At 72.6% G+C, this 20,319-nt stretch carries 20 protein-coding genes and 1 pseudogene; 10 read left to right on the forward strand and 11 right to left on the reverse strand.

Going from position 1 to position 20,319, the window contains the following annotated elements:
* The first annotated feature begins 177 nt into the window (after positions 1–177).
* Together ACIP4Z_RS29400 and serB are read left to right on the forward strand one after the other, a co-directional pair.
* Positions 178–2,031, forward strand: a complete 1,854-nt coding sequence (locus ACIP4Z_RS29400) for a streptophobe family protein (RefSeq protein ID WP_401313172.1) — start codon at positions 178–180, stop codon at positions 2,029–2,031.
* Between the two features lie 383 nt (positions 2,032–2,414).
* Complete coding sequence (gene serB / locus ACIP4Z_RS29405) at positions 2,415–3,659, forward strand: phosphoserine phosphatase SerB (protein ID WP_355333662.1); 1,245 nt, start codon at positions 2,415–2,417, stop codon at positions 3,657–3,659.
* A gap of 117 nt (positions 3,660–3,776) precedes the next feature.
* Here serB and ACIP4Z_RS29410 read toward each other — a convergent pair whose 3' ends face one another.
* The 4 genes from ACIP4Z_RS29410 to ACIP4Z_RS29425 form a co-directional block, all read right to left on the reverse strand.
* The gene (locus ACIP4Z_RS29410; RefSeq protein WP_355333665.1) at positions 3,777–4,292 is read right to left on the reverse strand and encodes a histidine phosphatase family protein; all 516 of its coding nucleotides are present in this window, start codon (positions 4,290–4,292) and stop codon (positions 3,777–3,779) included.
* A gap of 137 nt (positions 4,293–4,429) precedes the next feature.
* Entirely contained in the window at positions 4,430–4,759 is a 330-nt protein-coding gene (locus tag ACIP4Z_RS29415; RefSeq protein WP_401313177.1) for a hypothetical protein, read from the reverse strand.
* Between the two features lie 191 nt (positions 4,760–4,950).
* The gene (locus tag ACIP4Z_RS29420; RefSeq protein WP_262928365.1) at positions 4,951–5,073 is read right to left on the reverse strand and encodes an SGM_5486 family transporter-associated protein; all 123 of its coding nucleotides are present in this window, start codon (positions 5,071–5,073) and stop codon (positions 4,951–4,953) included.
* 42 nt (positions 5,074–5,115) lie between these two features.
* Positions 5,116–6,576, reverse strand: a complete 1,461-nt coding sequence (locus ACIP4Z_RS29425; RefSeq protein ID WP_401313180.1) for a CynX/NimT family MFS transporter — start codon at positions 6,574–6,576, stop codon at positions 5,116–5,118.
* A gap of 22 nt (positions 6,577–6,598) precedes the next feature.
* On the opposite strand from ACIP4Z_RS29425, the gene ACIP4Z_RS29430 reads away from it, so the two are divergent.
* Complete coding sequence (locus tag ACIP4Z_RS29430; protein WP_391044216.1) at positions 6,599–7,282, forward strand: FCD domain-containing protein; 684 nt, start codon at positions 6,599–6,601, stop codon at positions 7,280–7,282.
* A 128-nt stretch (positions 7,283–7,410) separates the two neighbouring features.
* Here ACIP4Z_RS29430 and fabI read toward each other — a convergent pair whose 3' ends face one another.
* The 3 genes from fabI to ACIP4Z_RS29445 all read right to left on the reverse strand — a co-directional run bounded on the left by fabI (position 7,411) and on the right by ACIP4Z_RS29445 (position 9,959).
* Positions 7,411–8,202, reverse strand: a complete 792-nt coding sequence (gene fabI / locus ACIP4Z_RS29435; protein ID WP_355333673.1) for an enoyl-ACP reductase FabI — start codon at positions 8,200–8,202, stop codon at positions 7,411–7,413.
* Between the two features lie 4 nt (positions 8,203–8,206).
* Positions 8,207–8,926 carry a 3-oxoacyl-[acyl-carrier-protein] reductase gene (fabG, locus tag ACIP4Z_RS29440; RefSeq protein ID WP_188281889.1) on the reverse strand — a complete coding sequence of 240 codons (720 nt, stop codon included), beginning with the start codon at positions 8,924–8,926 and terminating at the stop codon, positions 8,207–8,209.
* A gap of 121 nt (positions 8,927–9,047) precedes the next feature.
* On the reverse strand, positions 9,048–9,959 hold the full coding sequence (locus ACIP4Z_RS29445) for a lytic polysaccharide monooxygenase (RefSeq protein ID WP_355333676.1): 912 nt from the start codon (positions 9,957–9,959) through the stop codon (positions 9,048–9,050).
* A 234-nt stretch (positions 9,960–10,193) separates the two neighbouring features.
* Between ACIP4Z_RS29445 and ACIP4Z_RS29450 the strand changes: the two genes are divergently transcribed.
* From ACIP4Z_RS29450 to ACIP4Z_RS29460, 3 genes and pseudogenes are all read left to right on the forward strand, one after another.
* Positions 10,194–11,723: a TldD/PmbA family protein gene (locus ACIP4Z_RS29450; protein ID WP_355333678.1), complete on the forward strand. Its 1,530-nt coding sequence runs from the start codon at positions 10,194–10,196 to the stop codon at positions 11,721–11,723.
* Entirely contained in the window at positions 11,720–13,114 is a 1,395-nt protein-coding gene (locus tag ACIP4Z_RS29455; RefSeq protein WP_355333681.1) for a metallopeptidase TldD-related protein, read from the forward strand. Before ACIP4Z_RS29450 ends, ACIP4Z_RS29455 begins: the two co-directional genes overlap by 4 nt.
* A gap of 50 nt (positions 13,115–13,164) precedes the next feature.
* Positions 13,165–13,400: pseudogene (locus ACIP4Z_RS29460) on the forward strand (RNA 2'-phosphotransferase).
* Between the two features lie 20 nt (positions 13,401–13,420).
* Here ACIP4Z_RS29460 and ACIP4Z_RS29465 read toward each other — a convergent pair.
* On the reverse strand, positions 13,421–13,705 hold the full coding sequence (locus ACIP4Z_RS29465) for a GlsB/YeaQ/YmgE family stress response membrane protein (RefSeq protein WP_355333683.1): 285 nt from the start codon (positions 13,703–13,705) through the stop codon (positions 13,421–13,423).
* A gap of 239 nt (positions 13,706–13,944) precedes the next feature.
* Between ACIP4Z_RS29465 and ACIP4Z_RS29470 the strand changes: the two genes are divergently transcribed.
* Positions 13,945–14,325 carry a DUF3099 domain-containing protein gene (locus ACIP4Z_RS29470; RefSeq protein WP_355333686.1) on the forward strand — a complete coding sequence of 127 codons (381 nt, stop codon included), beginning with the start codon at positions 13,945–13,947 and terminating at the stop codon, positions 14,323–14,325.
* Between the two features lie 146 nt (positions 14,326–14,471).
* Positions 14,472–14,717 (forward strand): hypothetical protein, encoded by a 246-nt coding sequence (locus ACIP4Z_RS29475; protein ID WP_401313189.1) that lies wholly within the window; start codon positions 14,472–14,474, stop codon positions 14,715–14,717.
* A gap of 94 nt (positions 14,718–14,811) precedes the next feature.
* Here ACIP4Z_RS29475 and moaA read toward each other — a convergent pair whose 3' ends face one another.
* On the reverse strand, positions 14,812–15,801 hold the full coding sequence (moaA, locus tag ACIP4Z_RS29480; protein WP_355333688.1) for a GTP 3',8-cyclase MoaA: 990 nt from the start codon (positions 15,799–15,801) through the stop codon (positions 14,812–14,814).
* Between the two features lie 435 nt (positions 15,802–16,236).
* Here moaA and ACIP4Z_RS29485 point away from each other — a divergent pair, with 435 nt between their 5' ends.
* Together ACIP4Z_RS29485 and ACIP4Z_RS29490 are read left to right on the forward strand one after the other, a co-directional pair.
* Positions 16,237–16,473: a hypothetical protein gene (locus tag ACIP4Z_RS29485; protein WP_401313192.1), complete on the forward strand. Its 237-nt coding sequence runs from the start codon at positions 16,237–16,239 to the stop codon at positions 16,471–16,473.
* Positions 16,474–16,616: 143 nt separating this feature from the next.
* Positions 16,617–18,167: a S8 family peptidase gene (locus ACIP4Z_RS29490; protein WP_401313195.1), complete on the forward strand. Its 1,551-nt coding sequence runs from the start codon at positions 16,617–16,619 to the stop codon at positions 18,165–18,167.
* Positions 18,168–18,218: 51 nt separating this feature from the next.
* Here the strand turns inward: ACIP4Z_RS29490 and ACIP4Z_RS29495 are convergent, their stop codons facing one another.
* Both ACIP4Z_RS29495 and ACIP4Z_RS29500 read right to left on the reverse strand, forming a co-directional pair.
* Entirely contained in the window at positions 18,219–19,274 is a 1,056-nt protein-coding gene (locus ACIP4Z_RS29495) for a zinc-dependent alcohol dehydrogenase family protein (RefSeq protein ID WP_355333695.1), read from the reverse strand.
* 70 nt (positions 19,275–19,344) lie between these two features.
* Positions 19,345–20,238, reverse strand: coding sequence for a sterol desaturase family protein (locus tag ACIP4Z_RS29500; protein WP_401313198.1), 894 nt, complete (start codon positions 20,236–20,238; stop codon positions 19,345–19,347).
* Between the last annotated feature and the right edge of the window lie 81 nt (positions 20,239–20,319).

Genomic DNA, 20,319 nt, shown 5'->3' on the forward strand with positions numbered 1-20,319 from the left:
CCATGGGGGGAGTCTAGAGATAGCGAAGTTCGGGAGGAACTATTGCAGGCTCCTGTCTCGTAACAGAAAACAAGCCCGATGTACGTGTTCCGCAACGGACGTTGACGCGGCACCCGTCCGCGCCCGAGAGTGGGGCGCATTGGGTGCATGGGGGGACGAACGGCCTCGGGGGTCGGGATGAGTGCACGGACCACGCCCTGGACGAGCGTCATGCTCGCCGCTGTGGCGTCGGTGAGTTGGGCGTTCCTGGCGATGGCGGGCACCGCCGCTCTCGCCTTACATCTATTGGGCGCGGACACCGCCGGATCACTGGGGCCGATGACGGCAGCCGTGGTCGCGATGGCGGTGGGCGGCAAGGTGCGGCCGGGCGGTGACGTCGGCGCGTTCGGACTGAGCGGATCGCAGACCCAGGGCGCGATCGGTATCGCGCCGCTGGGTGTGGCACTCGTCGGCGCGCTGCTGCTGTCGTGGGTGTTCCTGCGCTCGCTGCGCAGGGCCGGTCCGACGGTCGGTGTCGGCGAACTGGCGGCGCGGGTCGTGACGACCGCCGTGCTGTTCCTGGCGGTCCTCGGCGGTCTCGCCTGGGCGGGGCAGGACACGGTGGCCATCGACGGCGCCGCGCTCGGCCCGTCCAAGGGCACCACGGACGACCTGCTGAGCAAGCTGCCCGGCGTGGGCAAGATCAGCGGCGGCCTCACCGACGGGTTGCAGGGGCTGATCCAGACCAAGGCGTCGATCACCTTCCAGGTCGCCACCGGGCGGACCCTGGCGGGCGGCCTGGTGTGGGTGCTCGGCGTGCTGCTGATCGCGCTGCTCGCCTCGCGCAGGACACCGCTGCCGGCCGGATGGGAGGGCGTGCACCGCGCGGTGCGGCCCGCCGTGTCCGCGCTGACCGTCGTCATGGTGGTCGCGGTGCTCGCGGGTGACGCGGCGGCCTGTTACGCGGCGCTGACCGGCGACGAGCCGGGCCGGATCATGGGCGCGGCGCTGATCGGCGCGCCCAACGGCGTATGGCTCGCGGTACCGCTCGGCCTGTTCGTGCCGTGGAAGGGGCAGGCGTCGGGGCCGCTGACGTCGTTCCTGCCCGATCCCGTCGACAAGCTGCTGGCGGGCGGTTCCGGCAGGACGATCACACCGGGCGCGCTGGCCGAACTCGACGGCCGGGTCTGGCTGCTGCCGGTCGCCATCGCGGTGATGATGCTGCTCGCGGGCGCGCTCACCGCCACCCGCACTCCGCTCGACGGCGCCGCCAAGGGCGGTTTCGTCGGACGGTGCGCGGTGCGGCTCGGCCTGGTCACGGCCGTGGCGCTGCCGCTGCTGTCGCATCTGAGCAAGGTGAAGGTCAACGCGAATCTGTCGGTCTTCGGCTTCGACGCCGTCGGCGCCGGGGTCGACCTGCACGGCAGCCTCCCGCTGGGACTGCTGCTCGGCGCCGTCTGGGGCGCGGGCATGGGCGCGGTGGGCGCGCTGCTCGCGCTGGCCACCGGGGCGGCGGGACAGCAGGTCGCGGCGCTGGCCCGGCCGGGCGGGGGCGCGCTTCCCGATACGGGGGACGGCGCCTACGACAGCGGCGGTCCGGCGCCGGGCACCGAGGAGGGCGTGCACGTGTCCGGCTCCGCCGGGGGCGACGACGCGGGCCGTACGTATCCGGAGCTGGCCTATCGGGCGGGACCGTATCTGCCGAGCCCGGTCTACCGTCCGGAGGACGGTGAGGAGCCCAACCCGTACGCCGGGGGCGGCGGCGAGCCCAATCCCTACGCGGGCGGCGGTGCCGAGCCCAATCCTTACGCAGGGGGCGGCGGCGAGCCCAGTCCTTACGCCGGGCCGCGGCCCGGTGACGAGCCGAATCCGTACAAGGCCCCGCAGGCTGGCGGGGTGGACGCCGCGCCGACCATCGCGGGGCCGCCGCCGCCCGGTTTCCGTCGGCCGCGAGGCGGCTCCGGCGGGGCCGGGGCTTCGGGTCGGCCGGAGGAGAAGTGGCCGGAGCCGCCGCCTCCCCCGCCGCCTGCCGCGCCGCGCGGGCCCCGCTGAGCCGGCGTCCGCCGCGGGTGCGGGGATCTGCGGGCCCCGCACCCCTCGGGCTCACGGCCCGACAGCGAACATCGTCTGCCCCATGAGGGCGGTGTTCACAGCTCGCCACCGCGAGCGCTGGTCGCGCAGTTCCCCGCGCCCCTGAAAAACCTGGTCCCGCGCAGCCGCACCGCGCCGCCTGAAAAACCTGGTCCCGCGCAGTCGCACCGCGCCGCACCTCCGCTCCTGAAGGCGAGGCCCGCGCCCCCCGGAAAACCTGGTCCCGCGCAGCCGCGCCGCGCCGCATCTCCGCTCCTGAAGGCGAGGCCCGCGGTCTTGGGGGCGGTCCGCCAACCGAGACGGCCGATCATCGGGCCGGGCGGGGCGGCTACGGTGGGAGCACCATGAACGACGTCTCGCAGACCGCGCCTGTCGCCGCCGTTCCGCCGGCGGACGCGCCCACCATTCTGGTCAAGATCTTCGGCAAGGACCGTCCCGGCATCACCGCGGGGCTCTTCGACACGCTCGCCGCCTTCCGGGTGGACGTGGTGGACATCGAGCAGGTCGTCACGCGGGGCCGGATAGTGCTGTGCGCCCTGGTGACGGCGCCCTCCCCCGGCCTCGAAGGCGAACTGCGCTCCACCGTGCACAGTTGGGCCGAGTCCATCGGCATGGAGGCGGAGATCATCTCCGGCACCGGCGACAACCGGCCGCGCGGCGAGGGCCGTTCGCATGTCACCGTGCTCGGCCGCCCGCTGACCGCCGAGTCGACCGCGGCCACCGCCGCCCTGATCACCAACGCGGGCGGCAACATCGACCGCATCTTCCGGCTGGCCAAGTACCCGGTGACGGCGGTGGAGTTCGCCGTCTCCGGCGCCGAGCCCGGTGTGCTGCGCTCGGTGCTCTCGGTCGAGGCGGCGGCGCTCGGCATCGACGTGGCCGTGGTCCCCGCCGGTCTCCAGCGCAGGGCGCAGCGGCTGGTCGTGATGGACGTGGACTCCACCGTCATCCAGGACGAGGTGATCGAGCTCTTCGCCGCGCACGCGGGCTGCGAGGCCGAGGTCGCCGCGGTGACGGCCGCCGCGATGCGCGGCGAGCTGGACTTCGAACAGTCGCTGCACGCGCGGGTGGCGCTGCTGGCCGGTCTCGACGCGTCCGTGGTCGACAAGGTCCGCTCCGAGGTGCGGCTCACGCCCGGCGCGCGCACCCTGATCCGTACGCTCAAGCGGCTCGGCTACCAGGTCGGCGTGGTCTCCGGCGGCTTCACCCAGGTCACCGACGACCTGAAGGTGCGGCTCGGCCTGGACTTCGCGGCGGCCAACACCCTCGAAGTGGTGGACGGCCGCTTCACCGGCAAGGTCGTCGGCCCGATCGTGGACCGGGCGGGCAAGGCGCGCCTGCTGCGCAGCTTCGCCGAGCAGGCCGGGGTGCCGCTCAGCCAGACCGTCGCGATCGGCGACGGCGCGAACGACCTGGACATGCTGAACGCGGCCGGGCTCGGCGTCGCCTTCAACGCCAAGCCCGTCGTACGCCAGGCGGCCGACACCGCCGTGACCGTACCTTTCCTCGACACCGTGCTGTATCTGCTGGGCATCACCCGCGAGGAGATCGAGGCCGCCGACGCGCTGGACGGCGTACCGACGCTCTGACCGCGACAATTCCCGCGCCGGGCCGGGCGCCGATACGTATCCGTACGCACGCGCACCGGTTCGCGCCGTCCCGTAGTGGCTACGGCGCTCGTACCGGCCGCGCGGGCCTCGTACCGGTCAGTCGTGCGGCGCCCAGAAGGCGGTCAGGCGGCCGACGCCGTGTTCGACGGACTTCCAGGAGCCCGAGAAGGTGACGACGGCGAAGGCGGCGGTGGGGAAGCCGCGGGTCATCCGGGCCGCGGTGTCGCCTTCGGCGGTACCCGCGAGCGCGTCGGCGAGGGCGTGCATGCCGGGGTTGTGGCCGATCAGCAGCAGCGAGCCGACCTCGTCCGAGGTCTCGGTGAGCAGCGCGAGCAGATCGCCGAGCGAGGCTTCGTAGAGCCGCTCCTCGTAGACGGTCTTGGGGCGGTGCGGCATTTCGTGGGCGGCGAGCTTCCAGGTCTCGCGGGTGCGGACCGAGGTGGAGCACAGCGCCACGTCGGGGGTGATGCCGTCGTCGGCGAAACGGAGGCCCGCCGCAGCGGCGTCCAGCCGGCCGCGGTCGGCCAGTGGCCGCTCGTGGTCGGCGACCGACGGCCAGTCGGCCTTGGCGTGGCGGAGAAGGACGATCGTGCGGGTCGAATCGACGGTCATGTCCTTCAGCTTTCCAGAAAACCCGCTGTCAGGCGCGGAATGGCGCATCTCCACCGCCGCGGGGGCCGCCGGGGGCGCAGGTCAGAGGCCGTACGGGGGGCGGCGGGGCGGGGGCGGCGGAAGGTCAGGGGTGAGGCTCACAGCAAGCGCTGGACGAGGTCCGGCAGCGAGGAGGCGATGTGGCCGAGCAGGTCGCCGGAGGAGGCCGCGGTCGAGGCGTCCGCGGTGCCGCCGCTGAGGAGGGCGAGCAGCGCGGCGAAGGCGAGCGCGGGCAGGGCGACGGCCCACCACGGCAGGCTCGTCTGCACGTTCCCGGACGACGCGTTCGCGGACGACGCGTTCCCGGACGACGCGTTTCCGCGTCCGGGCTTCTCGGCCCCGGCGGACCCCGCGGCCGTGGCGGACTCGACGGTGGGCCGGGACTGCCGGGACTGCCGGGAGTAGAGGTGCGGGGACTGCGTGGTCACGGTGACCGCCTCCGTGGAAAACCGTCGAAGTGCCGTTGTCTGCTTGCACTTCGACGCTACGGGCGGGCGCCGTGCGGTCCCATCCGGCCGTCCACCCACTTGACCCTGACCCTGGCCCCCTAGGGAAGGTGGGGTTGTCCCCACCTCCGGACTCGGGGTCGTGGCCCGAACGGGCCGGTGGGCGGGGGCGGTCAGCCCATCCGGGCGGCGAAGGTGGCGACGATGGCGACCAGTGCGGGCACGCCGAGCATGAGGCCGAAGACGATCAGCAGGCGCCGCTGGCTCTGCGGGGGATTCGGTTCGAGTACGGGCATGCGTTCAGTCTCGCACCGGGCCACCGTGCCGCCGCACCGGGGTCACAGTTCGTCCTCGATGTGTCGCCGCCGCCCGGCGAGCACCCCGCAGACGATCTGCGGCACCATCAGCGCGATCATGAAGGCGATCGGCAGCCCCCAGCCGCCGCTGGCCTGGTTGAGGGTGCCGACGAGGATCGGTCCGGGGATCGAGATCAGATAGCCGGTGCTCTGCGCGAAGGCGGACAGCCGGACGACTCCCGCGCCGGTCCGCGACCGCATCCCGATCATCGTCAGGGCCAGCGGGAAGGCGCAGTTGGCGATGCCGAGCAGCAGCGCCCACACCCACGGCGCGGCGGCCGGGGCGGCCCACAGGCCCGCGTAACCGACCAGTCCGAAGGCGCCGAGCAGGACGACCAGCGGGCCCTGCGCCCGCATCCGGGCGGCGAGCGGCGGCAGCACGAAGGACAGCGGCACGCCCATCACCATGGTGACCGCGAGCAGCAGCCCCGCCTTGCCCGCGGACAGTCCGGCGTCCCGGAAGATCTGCGGCATCCAGCCCATGGTGATGTACGCGGCGGTGGCCTGGAGTCCGAAGAAGCAGGCGAGCGCCCAGGCGGTACGGCTGCCGGTGATACGGCCGTGGCCGCCGTCCGCGGCGCGCGCCGCGTCACTCTTCCGGGCCGCGTCGGTGTTGACGGCCGCGGCGTCCTTCCGGGCGCCGGTGGCGGGCGGTGCGCCCGTACGGTCGCGGACCAGCGCGAGCCAGGGCACCACGGCGACGGCGGCCAGCGCGGCCCACACGCCGAGGCCGAGCCGCCAGCCGTGGCCCATGGCGTGGGTCATGGGGACGGTGACGGCGGCGGCGAGGGCGGTGCCGAGGGAGAGGGCCATGGAGTACAGGCCGGTCATCGCGCCGACCCGGTCGGGGAAGTAGCGCTTGACGATCACCGGCATCAGCACGTTGGAGACGGCGATGCCGCCGAGGGCGAGGGCGCTGAGGGCCAGGAAGATCGCGGTGTTCCCGGCCAGCGGGCGCAGCGCGAGCCCGGCGGTGATGGCGGCCATGCCGACGCAGATCACGGCGCCGGGGCCGTGGCGGCGGGCCAGCCTCGGGGCGGCGAAGCCGAAGAGCGCGAAGCACGCGGAGGGTACGGAGGTGAGCAGGCCCGCCATGGTGCCGCTCATGCCGAGGCCGTCGCGGACCTCCTTGAGCAGGGCGCCGAGGCTGGTGATGCCGGGGCGGAGGTTGAGCGCGGCCAGGACGAGACCGGCGACGACGAGGCGGCGCAGCCAGGGGTTCCCGGCGAGACCGGCGGCGGGCGCGGCGGCGGATGCGGCGGCGGATGCGGTGCCGGTACGGTCCCGGGCCGGGGCGGCGGTCGGGCCGGTGGCCGGGACCGGGCCGGAGCCCGTGTCCGGTACGGGTTCCGCGGCCGTCACGGAGGCCGTCGTTCGTGCCGTCGGCGGGGCCGTCTGCGGCGTCCGGGCGGGGTCGAGGGCGAGGGATTCGTCGTCACGCATTTCCCCATCATAGAATGATGGGATGAATCTCGGTCCAGTGCCCAGGCACACCACGCTCGCCGACCGTACGATCGGCAGCCTCCGCGCCCAGATCACCTCGGGCGCCTGGCCGGTCGGCTCCCGTATCCCCACCGAACCGGAGCTGGTGGAGCAACTGGGGGTGGCGCGCAACACCGTCCGCGAGGCGGTGCGGGCGCTCGCCCACAACGGTCTGCTCGACATCCGGCAGGGCTCCGGCACCTATGTGGTGGCCACCAGCGAACTGGCCGGAGTGATGCGGGCGCGCTTCGCCGACTCCGACCCCCTGCACGTGGCCGAGCTGCGCGGCTCGCTGGAGGGGACGGCCGCGGGTCTGGCGGCGCAGCGCCGTACCGACGCCGACCTGGCGCAGCTCGACGCGGCGCTCGACCGGCGCGAACGGGCCTGGGAGTCGGGCGACGCGGAGTCCTTCGTCGAGGCCGACGCGACCATGCACCTGGCGGTGGTGGCCGCCTCGCACAATGACGTGCTCACCGCGCTCTACGCCGACCTCGGCGAGGTGCTGCGGGACTTCCTGCGGGCCGACGTCGGCACCGACCTGCGGCCCGAGGACCATCTCGACCACGCGCGGCTGGTCGACGCGATCCGCGCGGCCGACCCGGAGCGCGCCGCGGCCGAGGCCCGCGACCACGCCTTCCACTGCCGCTTCGGCACGACGCTGGCCTGACCCGCCCTGACCCGCCCTGACCCGCATGGCCTTCCTGACCCGCCTCACCCGCCTGACCTGGCGGGGCCGTACACGGCGGAGCCCCCGCACCGGTCGGTACGGGGGCCCTGCCACAGTCCTCGGGGTGGTCAGCCGCCGACGGCGTGCAGGCCGCCGTCCACGTGGATGATCTCGCCGGTCGTCTTCGGGAACCAGTCGGAGAGCAGCGCCACGACACCGCGCCCGGCGGGCTCGGGGTCGGCGGTGTTCCACTCCAGCGGGGAGAGGTGGTTCCAGGTGTCCGACAGCTCGCCGAAGCTCGGGATGGACTTGGCGGCCATCGAGCCGATCGGCCCGGCCGAGACCAGATTGCAGCGCACATTGCGCGGGCCGAGGTCACGGGCGAGGTAGCGGGAGGTGGCCTCGAGTGCCGCCTTGGCCGGGCCCATCCAGTCGTAACCGGTCCAGGTGTACTGCGCGTCGAAGGTGAGGCCGACGACCGAGCCGCCGCCCGCGCCGGTGGCGCTGTCGTACGCGGGCATGAGCGGCATGCACGCCATGGTGAGCGACTTCAGCGAGAACGCGGAGACGTGCATGGCCGTCGCGACGGACTCGAACGACGTGTTGAGGAAGTTGCCGCCCATGGCGTCCTGGGGGGCGAACCCGATGGAGTGCACGACACCGTCGAGGCCGCCCAGCTCCTCGCGGACCACCTTCTCAAGACGCTCCAGGTGCTCGGTGTTGGTCACGTCCAGCTCGATGACCTTGACCGGCTTGGGCAGCTTCTTGGCGACGCGCTCGGTGAGGGTGGGCCGGGGGAAGGCGGTCAGGATGATCTCGGCACCCTGCTCCTGGGCCAGCTTGGCGGCGTGGAAGGCGATGGAGGACTCCATCAGCACACCCGTGATGAGGATGCGCTTACCGTCGAGGATTCCGCTCATGTTCTCAGTGACCCATGCCCAATCCGCCGTCAACGGGGATGACGGCTCCAGTGATGTACGAGGCGTCGTCCGAGGTGAGGAACCGCACCGTCGCGGCGATCTCCTCGGGCTTCGCGTAGCGGCCGAGGGGCACCTGCGCCACGATGCCCTCGCGCTGCTCGTCGGTGAGCGCCTGGGTCATGTCGGTGTCGACGAAACCGGGCGCCACGACGTTGAAGGTGATGTTGCGCGAGCCCAGTTCACGGGCGAGCGAGCGGGCGAAGCCGACCAGCCCCGCCTTGGAGGCCGCGTAGTTGGCCTGTCCCGCGGAGCCCAGCAGCCCGACCACGGAGGAGATCAGGACGACGCGGCCCTTCTTGGCCCGCAGCATGCCGCGGTTCGCGCGCTTCACGACCCGGAAGGTTCCGGTGAGGTTGGTGTCGAGGACGGACGTGAAGTCCTCCTCCGACATCCGCATGAGGAGCTGGTCCTTGGTGATGCCGGCGTTGGCGACCAGCACCTCCACGTTCCCGTGCTTCTCCTCGATCTCCTTGTAAGCCTGTTCCACCTGCTCGGGGTCGGTGATGTCGCAGCGGACGGCCAGGCAGCCGAGCGCCACCAGTTCGGCGGGCGGCTCACCCGAGCGGTAGGTGATGGCGACCTTGTCGCCCGCGTCGGCGAAGGCACGCGCGATGGCGAGGCCGATGCCCCGGTTGCCTCCGGTGACGAGAACCGAGCGGCTCAACGGATCACTCCCTCAGTCGTGAGTTTCTCCGTGAAAAGCTATCGGTCCTCGCACCGATCCGGGGAATCGGCCCCGACAGGCTGCTCCCGTGGTCCCTGTGGGTTTCCTACAGAACCATGGGTCAGCCGTTCGCGCGGGCGGCGGCCCTGCGGCGGCTCCAGAGCAGCAGTCCCACGGCGCCCGACGCCAGAACGGCGCTGCCGGACAGGGCGGTCTCCAGGGTGCCGGTGGCCGCGCGGTTGTCGGTCACGTCGCTGGTCGCGAGCTTCGCCGTGGTGGATGTCACGGCGACGTCGCCGCCGTGACCGTGGTGGCTGACGGTGGACTTGGACGCGCCGGCCGCGATCTGCCGGTCGGTCGGCGCCTGGGGCGCGGCGACCGCCGCCGCTTGTACCCCCTGGCCGAAGACGACATCGGAGCAGCCGTAGAAGGCCTCGGGGCTGTCACTGCGCTGCCACACCTGGTAGATGAGCTGCCTGCCGGTGCGGCTGGGCAGGGTGGCGTTGAAGGTGTAGTAGCCGTTCGTCGCGGAGGCGACGGTGTTGTAGACGGCGATCGGGGTGGCGTCCAGGTCGGACCACTTGAGCGGCTTGGTCGGGTCGTATCCGGCCTTGGTGATGTAGAGCGTCATCGTGCCCTTGTGCGGCGCGGTGACACGGAAGTTGACGGTGGTGGTGCCCGCCGAGACCGCGGTGGCGGGCCAGTCGGTGCGGGCCCAGTCCAGCGCCCGGTACTTGTCGCGGTTGGCCGAGCAGAGGTGGCCGTCGGGGATGATCGTGCGGCTCTGGCCGTTGGCGTTGGCGATGTTCACCTCGTTCCAGTCGTACAGCGGCTGGGTGCCGCTGTCGGCGACCAGGTCCTTGCAGACCTGCGACTGGGGGTGTTCGGGGCCTTCGGCGAAGCAGCCGGAGATCCGGCTGACCGGTGCGCTGAGCGCGCCGTGGGCGCTGGCGGTCACCGGCGTGAGCGCGGCAATCGTCAAGGCGGCGGCGCCGACCGCGCCGACCGCGGCGGCATTACGGCGTACTGACATGTGGGGGGCTCCTCGTCGTGCGGAGTGTGGTGCAGCGGACAGGAGTGAGGGCGGCGTCATGAGCATAGAGATTGGTCTGGACCAACCTCAAGGTCTCGGCACGGATTGGCATCTGACGATTCGCCGGCCGCCCGCCCCGGCACACGCCGCGTCCTGCGGAAAAGCACGCGCTGGCGGTCGGGGGGACATGATTCACTGCGGATACCTGTCGAACGGTCGAAGGGGAAGTTCGTCGTGCCTCATGAGGTCGATCAGTCATTCCTGGCGCTGCCCCTGCGGGCACTCGCCGACGCCGCACTGGCCCGCGCCCGCGCGCTGGGCGCGGACCACGCCGATTTCCGGCTGGAGCGGGTGCGCGGCGCGACCTGGCGGCTGCGCGACGCGCGCCCGTCGGGCACCTCCGACACCACCGATCTGGGGTACGCGGTACGGGTGGTGCACGGCGGCGCCTGGGGCTTCGCCTCCGGGGTCGACCTGACGATGGACGCGGCGGCCAAGGTCGCCTCGCAGGCGGTCGCGATGGCCAAGCTGTCCGCGAAGGTGATCGCGGCGGCGGGGTCGCGGGAGCGGGTGGAGCTGGCCGACGAGCCGGTGCACGCGGACCGGGTGTGGGTGTCGGCGTACGACATCAACCCGTTCGACGTGCCGGACGCGGAGAAGACGGCGCTGCTCGCGGAGTGGAGCGCCCGGCTGCTGGCGGCCGACGGGGTCGACCACGCGGACGCCTCGCTGATGACCGTGCAGGAGAACAAGTTCTACGCGGACACCGCGGGCACCACGACCACGCAGCAGCGCGTCCGCCTCCATTCGCAGCTCACCGCTGTCGCCGTCGACGGCGACAGCGGCGACTTCGACTCGATGCGCACGCTCGCGCCGCCGGTCGGCCGCGGCTGGGAGTATCTGACCGGCGCGGACCACGGCTGGGACTGGGACGCGGAGCTGGCCCGTATCCCGGAGCTGCTGGCCGAGAAGATGCGCGCGCCCTCGGTCGAGGCGGGCGCGTACGACCTGGTGGTCGACCCGTCCAACCTGTGGCTGACGATCCACGAATCGATCGGCCACGCCACGGAGTTGGACCGCGCGCTGGGGTACGAGGCGGCGTACGCGGGCACCTCCTTCGCCACCTTCGACCAGCTCGGCACGCTCAAGTACGGCTCGCCGCTGATGAATGTGACCGGTGACCGTACGGCGGAGCACGGCCTGGCCACCGTCGGCTTCGACGACGAGGGCGTGGCGGGACAGTCCTGGGACCTGATCAAGGACGGCACGCTCGTCGGCTACCAGCTCGACCGGCGGATCGCGAAGCTCACCGGCTTCGAGCGGTCCAACGGCTGCGCGTACGCCGACTCCCCCGGCCATGTCCCGGTGCAGCGGATGGCGAACGTCTCGCTGCGGCCCGCGCCCGACGGCCCTTCGACCGAAGAGCTGATCGGCGGCGTCGAACGTGGCATCTACGTGGTCGGCGACCGCTCGTGGTCCATCGACATGCAGCGCTACAACTTCCAGTTCACCGGGCAGCGGTTCTTCCGGATCGAGAACGGGCGGCTCGCGGGCCAGCTCAAGGACGTCGCCTACCAGGCCACCACCACCGACTTCTGGGGCTCGATGGACGCCGTCGGCGGCCCGCAGACGTATGTGCTCGGCGGTGCCTTCAACTGCGGCAAGGCCCAGCCGGGCCAGGTCGCGGCCGTCAGCCACGGCTGCCCGGCCGCCCTCTTCCGGGGCGTCAGCATTCTCAACACCACCCAGGAGGCCGGACGATGAGCAGCGTGACGACCAAGCCGCACGAGATCGTCGAACGGGCGCTTGAGCTGTCGAACGCGGACGGCTGCGTGGTGATCGCCCAGGAGGAGTCCAGCGCGAATCTGCGCTGGGCGGCCAACTCCCTGACCACCAACGGCGTCACGCGCGGCCGTACCCTCACCGTGATCGCCACCGTGGACGGCGCCGAGGGCACCGCGTCCGGTGTGGTGTCCCGCTCGGCCGTGACCGCCGACGAGCTGGAGCCGCTGGTACGGGCGGCCGAGGCGGCGGCCCGCGAGGCCGGTCCCGCCGAGGACGCGCAGCCGCTGGTGACGGGCGTGCCGCACTCGGCGGCCTTCACCGACGGGCCCGCCGAGACCAACTCCGACGTCTTCGCGTCCTTCGCGCCCGCGCTCGGCGAGGCGTTCGCGACGGCGCGGGCGGGCGGCCGTGAGCTGTACGGCTTCGCCTTCCACTCGGTGACGTCGACGTATCTGGGCACCTCGGCCGGGCTGCGGCTGCGGCACGACCAGCCGACCGGCACCCTTGAGGTGAACGCGAAGTCCCCCGACCGCAGGCGCTCGGCGTGGGCGGGCGCGGCCACCCGCGACTTCACCGACGTGGACCCGCTGGCGATGGACGCCGACCTGGCCCGCCGGCTGGTCTGGGCCGAGCGCCGGATCGACCTGCCCGCGGGCCGGTACGAGACGCTGCTGCCGCCGTCGGCCGTCGCGGACCTGATGATCTACCAGTTCTGGTCGGCCGCGGCCCGGGACGCCGCCGAGGGCCGTACGGTCTTCAGCAAGCCCGGCGGCGGGACCCGGGTCGGCGAGAAGCTGTCGCCGCTGCCGCTGACCCTGCGCAGCGACCCGGCGGAGCCCGGCCTGGAGGCGGCGCCGTTCGTGATCGCGCACTCCTCGGGCGACGACACCTCGGTGTTCGACAACGGGCTGCCGGTGGAGCCGGTGAACTGGATCCACGAGGGCTCGCTCGCCCGGCTCACCACCACCCGGCACAGCGCCGGGCTGACCGGCCTGCCGGTCGCGCCCGCCGCCGACAACCTGGTGCTGGACGGCGGCGGCGAGCGGTCGCTGGACGAGATGGTCGCGGCCACCGAGCGCGGTCTGCTGCTGACCTGCCTGTGGTACATCCGCGAGGTCGACCCGGCCACGCTGCTGCTGACCGGCCTCACCCGCGACGGCGTCTATCTGGTGGAGAACGGCGAGGTGACCGGCGAGGTCAACAACTTCCGTTTCAACGAGTCCCCGGTGGACCTGCTCGGCCGCGCCGCCGAGGCGGGCCGCACCGAGCGGACGCTGCCGCGCGAGTGGAGCGACTACTTCACCAGGGCCGCCGCCCCGGCCCTGCGGATTCCGGACTTCAACATGAGTTCGGTCAGCCAGGGGGTCTGACGCCCGTGCCCGACGAGAAGAAGACGGTCAGGATCTCCAGGTTCCTGTCGATGGTGCTGCGGCACCGGCCCGACAGCGTCGGCCTCACTCTCGACGAGGCCGGATGGGTGGACGGGACGTGGAGACGGCCGTGCGCGTGGGATCACGGCACGGCCGTCCTGTGGTGCTCGCGGTGGACGCCAGGGGGCTGGCCGCCGAGGGCCATGTCTTCCGGATCAGCGCCAACGGCGTGTGGCTGACCGACCGGGTGCCGCCGCGGTGGCTGCGGCGGCACCCCACGGGCTGAGCGTCACCGCGGTGCGGGCGTCACCGCGGTGCGGCGGTCTTGCGCGTGCCCTTGAACATCGACCACAGGGCGTCGCCGATCGCCACGACGACGACGGCGCCGATGAGTTGCAGCACGTGCCGGGTCCAGTCGATGCCCTTGGTGTCGTTGACGCCGATCCAGGTCGACACGGCGTTGCCGAGAATGCTGCCGCCCATACCGCAGATCACGGTGAGCCACAGCGGCAGGGACTGCTTGCCGGGGAGGATCGCCTTGGCGATCAGACCCAGCACCAGACCGACGATGATCGCCCACAACCAACCCATGTCACTCGCCTCCTCGCGTCCGGACGGCGTACGCCCGGAACTCGTCCGGCCAGTCTGTGCCCGCTCCGGCTACGCCGCATGTCGAGTGGGCCGTCCGCCGTACGGCCCGACAGCGGCGCCGCACGGATGGTGCCCCCGCTATCGAAGGCGGGCGGTACGCGGCGTACCGTGGTGAGGCCGGGCCGGGCGCCGACCCGTGCTCAGGAGAGTCCGGCGGAGCGAGCGGGTGGTGGAGCGCGATGCGGAAGCAGGGCGGGCCTGAGGTCTTCCAGATCACGGGAGCGCGTACCGGTCTGACCGAGGACGTGGCCGGACGGCAGCGCAGGTACATCATCTCGATGTCGATCCGTACTCTCTCGGTGATCCTCACCGTGGTGCTCTGGGACGTGGAGCGGGTACTGGCCTGGGGGATGCTCGTGGTCGGGCTGCTCCTGCCGTACGTGGCGGTGGTGTTCGCGAACGCGGGCCGGGAGAACGTGCCCTCACTGCCGTCGTCGTTCGTCCTTCCGCAGGCCAGGCCGATGCTCGAAATGGGCGATCCGTCCGATCCTGAGGGCTACGGCGAGCCGGTGCCGGTACCCGTGCCGCCGAACCTCAAGAAAAGCTCAGATCAATCGTGAAGTTCCACTCCACGGACGGTTGAGCGCGTGACATACTTCGTACGCGCTCCGCATCCCCCGTCGGAGCGACGGACCGACGCCGGGCGGCTCCCCCCGTGGCTGCCCGGCGTCGCCATGTCCAGCGGCGGTTCTGTTTACTGGGCGTCGTGAGCGATGCCGGGAACGCTGTGAACGAGAACGAGAAGCCGATCTGCTCGGCCAAGGACTGCCGTACCCCCGCCGTGTGGGTGCTGGCCTGGAACAACCCCAAGATCCACACGCCGGAGCGGCGCAAGACGTGGCTGGCGTGCGACGAGCACCGCGAGCACCTGTCGCAGTTCCTGGGGATGCGCGGGTTCCTGAAGGACGTCGTGCCGCTGGCGGAGTGGGAGCGGGGAGAGCGGGAGCGGTAGCGGCGCGACGGGGCTCTGGGGGCTCCGGGTGCGGCGGTTCTCCGAGCGGCCTCAGGGTGCGGCGGTTCTCCGAGCGGCCTCAGGGTGCGGCGGTTCAGCCGCCGATGGCCGACATGGGGCGGTCGGGCTGGAGGAAGGCCGGGTCGTCGAGGCCCGAGCCCGCCTTCTTGCCCCACATCGCCGCCCGCCACAGCTCCGCCATCCGCTCGTCGTCGGCGCCGGAGCGCAGCGGGCCGCGCAGGTCGGACTCCTCGCGGGCGAACAGGCAGTTGCGGACCTGGCCGTCGGCGGTGAGCCGGGTGCGGTCGCAGGCGCGGCAGAACGGCCGGGTGACCGAGCCGATGACGCCGACCGTGGCCGGGCCGCCGTCGACCAGCCAGCGCTCGGCGGGCGCGGAGCCGCGGACCGTCTCGCCCTCGGGGGTCAGGGTGAAGCGGGTCCGCAGGCGGTCGAGTATCTCGTCGGCGGTGACCATGTCGGTGCGCTGCCAGCCGTGCTGCGCGTCCAGCGGCATCTGCTCGATGAACCGCAGCTCGTATCCCCGCTCGACGGCCCAGGCCAGCAGGTCGGGGGCCTCGTCGTCGTTGACACCGCGCATCAGCACCGTGTTGATCTTCACCGGGGTCAGGCCCGCGTCGGCCGCCGCCGCCATGCCCGCGACGACGTCGTGGTGCCGGTCGCGGCGGGTGAGGGTGTGGAAGACCTCGGGGCGCAGGGTGTCGAGGGAGACATTGACCCGGTCGAGACCCGCGGCGCGCAGCGCGTCGGCGGTGCGGCGCAGGCCGATGCCGTTGGTGGTCAGCGACAGCCGGGGGCGCGGCTCCAGGGCGGCGCAGCGCTCGACGATGCCGACCAGGCCGGGCCGCAGCAGCGGCTCGCCGCCGGTGAAGCGGACATCGGTGACGCCCAGCTCGTGGACCGCGATCCCGACCATCCGGACGATCTCGTCGTCCGTGAGCAGGTCGGGCTTGGCCAGCCACTGGAGGCCCTCTTCCGGCATGCAGTAGGTGCAGCGCAGATTGCAGCGGTCGGTGAGGGAGACGCGCAGGTCGGTCGCCACTCGGCCGTAGGTGTCGATCAGCACGGGCTCCGCCTCCCTCCTGGACGCTCGCGCGCCGTCGCTCCTGCGGCGGGCGCTCGGCGCGCCGCCGTTCCTCCACCCTATGACGTCACACGGACAACCCGGCGGGGCCGCCGGGCGGGTGGGGGCCTGTCGGTGCAGCGTACGCGACGGGCGCCAAATTACAACAGTTTGTTGAAACGGCTGCTCGGCGTCCCGTCCCGTTGGCTCGGCGTCCGGTCCCGTCGGCTCGCCGTCCGGCCCGGCGTCTCCGCACGCCCGGCCGGGCCGCCCGGCCGGGCCGCCCGTGTCCCGCGACCAGGTCACCGGGCGCCGCACACCGACACCGCGGCGCGGCCGGTTCGTTGGACAGCCCGGCGGCGCCCACCACGCCGTCACCGTCCCCCGCCGCTCCGCGGGCCGGGGACCGCCGCCCAGGACCGCCGAGGACTCGCCGCGATGACCCCACCTCCGCCCCCGCCCCCTCCTCCCCCGTCGCACCGGCCGCAGCTCCCGGCCCGCAGGCCGTACGGGAGCGTACGGCTGCCCGCCGACCTGCCCGCCGACCTGTTCACGGGACCTGCCGCCGCCCGGCAGGGAACCGGCGCCGCCGCGCCCACCGGCTGGTACGCGCGGCGGGTCCGACTGCCGCCGCTGAGCATCGCCGCGCTGCGATCCGGCCGCCGGTATGGCTGAACCGCCGTCGGCCACGGGGAAATTCCGACCGATCCATGGAATTGCGCTTCTTTGACCGGCCGTTGGGCACTAGTTTCCTTCGTCATGCACACGTCGGACGGCAGACCCTGCCGTCCCACGGCTGATGGACGATTGGAGATCCCATGGTTCCGCTTCCCGGCCTCCCCCGGCGCCGCCGCGCGCTCGCGGCCGGTCTCGGTCTGGTGACGGCAGCCGCCCTCGCCGTACTCCCCGGAGCCGCCCCGGCCTCCGCTTCCTCCGCTTCCTCCGCCCCCGGCGCCTCCGCCGCCGCGCACGGCTCTCAACCGCCGCGCACGGACGGCCCGTTGCTGTCGTACGTCGTCAACATCGACGGCGGGCGCGGCACGCAGCGGTCGGTGGAGCACGCGATAGAGCGGGCGGGCGGCCAGGTGGTGATCGCGTACGACCGGATAGGCGTCATCGTCGTGCACTCGGCCAACCCGGACTTCGGCGCGACGCTGCGGCGCGTCCACGGCGTACGGAGCGCGGGCGCGACCAGGACCGCCGCCATCGAGCCGTCCGCGACGACGCAGGCGGGCGGGGTACGGACGCTGACCGCGGCCGAGGTGGCCGCCGCCTCGGCGCACCAGGCGCCCGGCCAGGAGCCGCTTGAGGCGGACCAGTGGGACCTGCGGGCGATCCGGGCCGACAAGGCGGCCGGGGTCAATCCGGGCAGTTCCAAGGTGACCGTCGGCATCATCGACACCGGCGTGGACGACACCCACCCCGACCTGGCGGCGAACTTCTCCGCCAAGCAGTCCGCGAGCTGTGTGGGCGGCGTCGCCGACACCTCACCGGGCGCCTGGCACCCCTGGGACCCGGCGGCCGACTACCACGGCACCCACGTGGCCGGTGAGATCGCCGCCGCGCGCAACGGGATCGGCGTGGCCGGGGTCGCGCCCGGCGTGAAGATCGCGGCGATCAAGGTCAGCGAGCCGGGCACCGCGCTGTTCTACCCGGAGAGCGTGGTCTGCGCCTTCGTCTTCGCCGCCGACCACGGCATCGCGGTCACCAACAACAGCTATTACATCGACCCGTGGCTCTACAACTGCCCGAGCGACCCCGACCAGCGGGCCATCGTGGACGCCGTGCGACGCGCCGCCGCGTACTCCGAGCGCAAGGGCGTACTGAACGTCGCCGCCGCGGGCAACAGCGACGACGACCTCAACTCCCACGCCCTGACCGACACATCGAGCCCGGACGACTCCACCGCGGTCACCCGCACCGTCGACCCGCACGTGTGCCTCGACCTCCCGACCCAACTGCCCGGCGTCGTGACGGTCTCCGCGACCGGCGCCCAGAACCTCAAGTCGTACTACTCCAGTTACGGCCTGACCGTGATCGACGTGGCCGCGCCCGGCGGCGACAGCAGGCAGATCCCCGACACCCCGTCCGGCAACGGCCGCATCCTGTCGACGCTGCCCGGCGGCACGTACGGCTACCTCCAAGGCACTTCGATGGCCAGCCCGCACGTGGCGGCGGTCGCGGCGCTGATCAAGAGCCGTCACCCGCACGCCTCGCCCGCGCAGCTCCAGGCGCTGCTCAAGATCGAGGCGAACAACCCCGGCTGCCCGACCGGGCCCGCGCAGGACGCCACCTGCACCGGGCCGAAGGCGTACAACAGCTTCTACGGTCACGGCATCGTGGACGCGCTGAACGCCGTCACCCGGTAGCGCCCGCCAAGACGCCCCGCACGCACGGCCGTTACCGGCCGCGTACCGCCCTCAGGGCTTCACCAGCACCTTGAGGGCGGTGCGCTCGTCCATCGCGCGGTAGCCCTTCGGCACGTCCTCGAGACCGACCGTCAGGTCGAAGACCGGGGACGGGTCGACGGTGCCGTCCAGCACGTCGGGGAGCAGTTCCGGGATGTACGTGCGGACGGGCGCGACGCCGCCGCGCAGGGTGATGTTGCGGTCGAACATCTCGCCGAGGTCGAGACCGGTGCCGCTGCCGTGCGGGACGCCGACGTAGCCGATCGCGCCGCCGTCGCGGGTGATGCCGACGGCGGTGCGCATCGACTGCTCGGTGCCGACCGCCTCGATCACCGCGTGCGCGCCCTGGCCGCCGGTCAGTTGACGTACCGCCGCCACGGCCTCGTCGCCGCGCTCGGCGACCACGTCGGTGGCGCCGAAGTCCCGCGCGATGTCGGTGCGCGACGTGTGCCGTCCGAGCGCGATGATCCGCTCGGCGCCCAGCCGCTTCGCGGCCAGGACCCCGCACAGGCCGACCGCGCCGTCCCCGACCACCGCCACCGTCGCGCCGGGCCGCACGCCCGCGCCGACCGCCGCGTGGTGGCCGGTGCCCAGCACGTCGGACAGCGACAGCAGGGCGGTCAGCAGCCGCTCGTCGCTGAGCGCCGCCGCGGGCAGCTTCACCAGCGTGGCGTCGGCGTACGGCACCCGGACGGCCTCGCCCTGGCCGCCGTCGGACTGCCCCTCCTCGCCGATCGAGCCCCAGAAGCCGCCGTGCGCGCACGACGTGGTCAGGCCCTCGACGCAGTACGCGCACACGCCGTCCGACCACACGAAGGGCGCCACCACCAGGTCGCCGGGGCGCAGCCCCGCCACCTCGGCGCCGGTCTCCTCGACCACCCCGAGGAATTCGTGGCCGATCCGCTGGCCGGGCTTGCGCGCCGACTCGCCGCGGTACGCCCACAGGTCGCTTCCGCAGATGCAGGCGCGCACCACGCGGACCACCGCGTCGCCGGGCCGCCGGATCCTCGCGTCCGGCACCTCCTCCACCCTGAGGTCGTGGGGTGCCTGGATCACGGTGGCGCGCATGGCGGTGTCCTCGCTGGTCAGCTCGTTGTCGGTGGGGCGTCTCCACGGTACGCCAGAGGGCCCGCGGTCCTCACATCCCGGACGGGCTGGACGCGAGGTCGGGCGCGGCGCGCGTCAGGGCCGGCCCGGCCGCGTCCGCGGGGCGCCAGCCGGGGCCGCGGAAGAGGTAGCCGGCGCGGGCGCGCCAGGTGGGGGCGGCGCGGAGGTCGCGGGCGAGGGCGGCGTACTCGTGGGTGGCGACCCGCAGCGGGTTGTAGGTGGCGATGTTCTTGGTGAGGCCGTAGACGGGGGCGTCGGTCTCGGGGGTGAAGGAGCGGAAGAGGCGGTCCCAGACGATGAGGATGCCGCCGAAGTTGCGGTCGAGGTAGCCGCCCTGCGAGGCGTGGTGGACGCGGTGGTGCGAGGGGGTGTTGAGGGTGAACTCCAGCGGGGCGGGCAGCTTGCCGACGCGTTCGGTGTGGATCCAGAACTGGTAGACGAGACTGACGGCGGTGCAGAACGCGAGGGCGGCCGGGTGCACGCCGAGGGCGATCAGCGGGAGGTAGAACGGCCAGGAGGTGAGGCTGGTCCAGGGCTGCCGCAGCGCCGTGGAGAGGTTGAACTTCCGGCTGGAGTGGTGCACGACGTGGCAGGCCCACAGGACGCGGATCATGTGGTGGCCGCGGTGCGACCAGTAGTAGAAGAAGTCCTGCGCGAGCAGTATCAGCGGCAGCGTCCACCACTCGACGGGCACCCGCAGCGGGGTCACCGCGTAGAGCCCGGAGTAGACCGCCACGATCGGGATCTTCCACAGCGCGTCGGTGACCAGACTGCCGAGACCCATCGACAGGCTCGCGGCGGTGTCCTTGGTGCCGTATCCGGCGGAGTCCTCGTCGGGGTGAAAGCGGTAGCTCACCATCTCGACGACGGTGAGCAGTACGAAGGCGGGTATCGACCACAGCACGACATCGGGGAGTTGGGGCATGAGCGCACCATAAAGGCGCGTACAGGGCACCCGCCAGACCTTGTTACCGACAAGTAAGGAAAGCGGGTGGCGGTAGCTGTC

The organism is Streptomyces sp. NPDC088910 (assembly GCF_044749865.1).
Classification (GTDB): domain Bacteria; phylum Actinomycetota; class Actinomycetes; order Streptomycetales; family Streptomycetaceae; genus Actinacidiphila.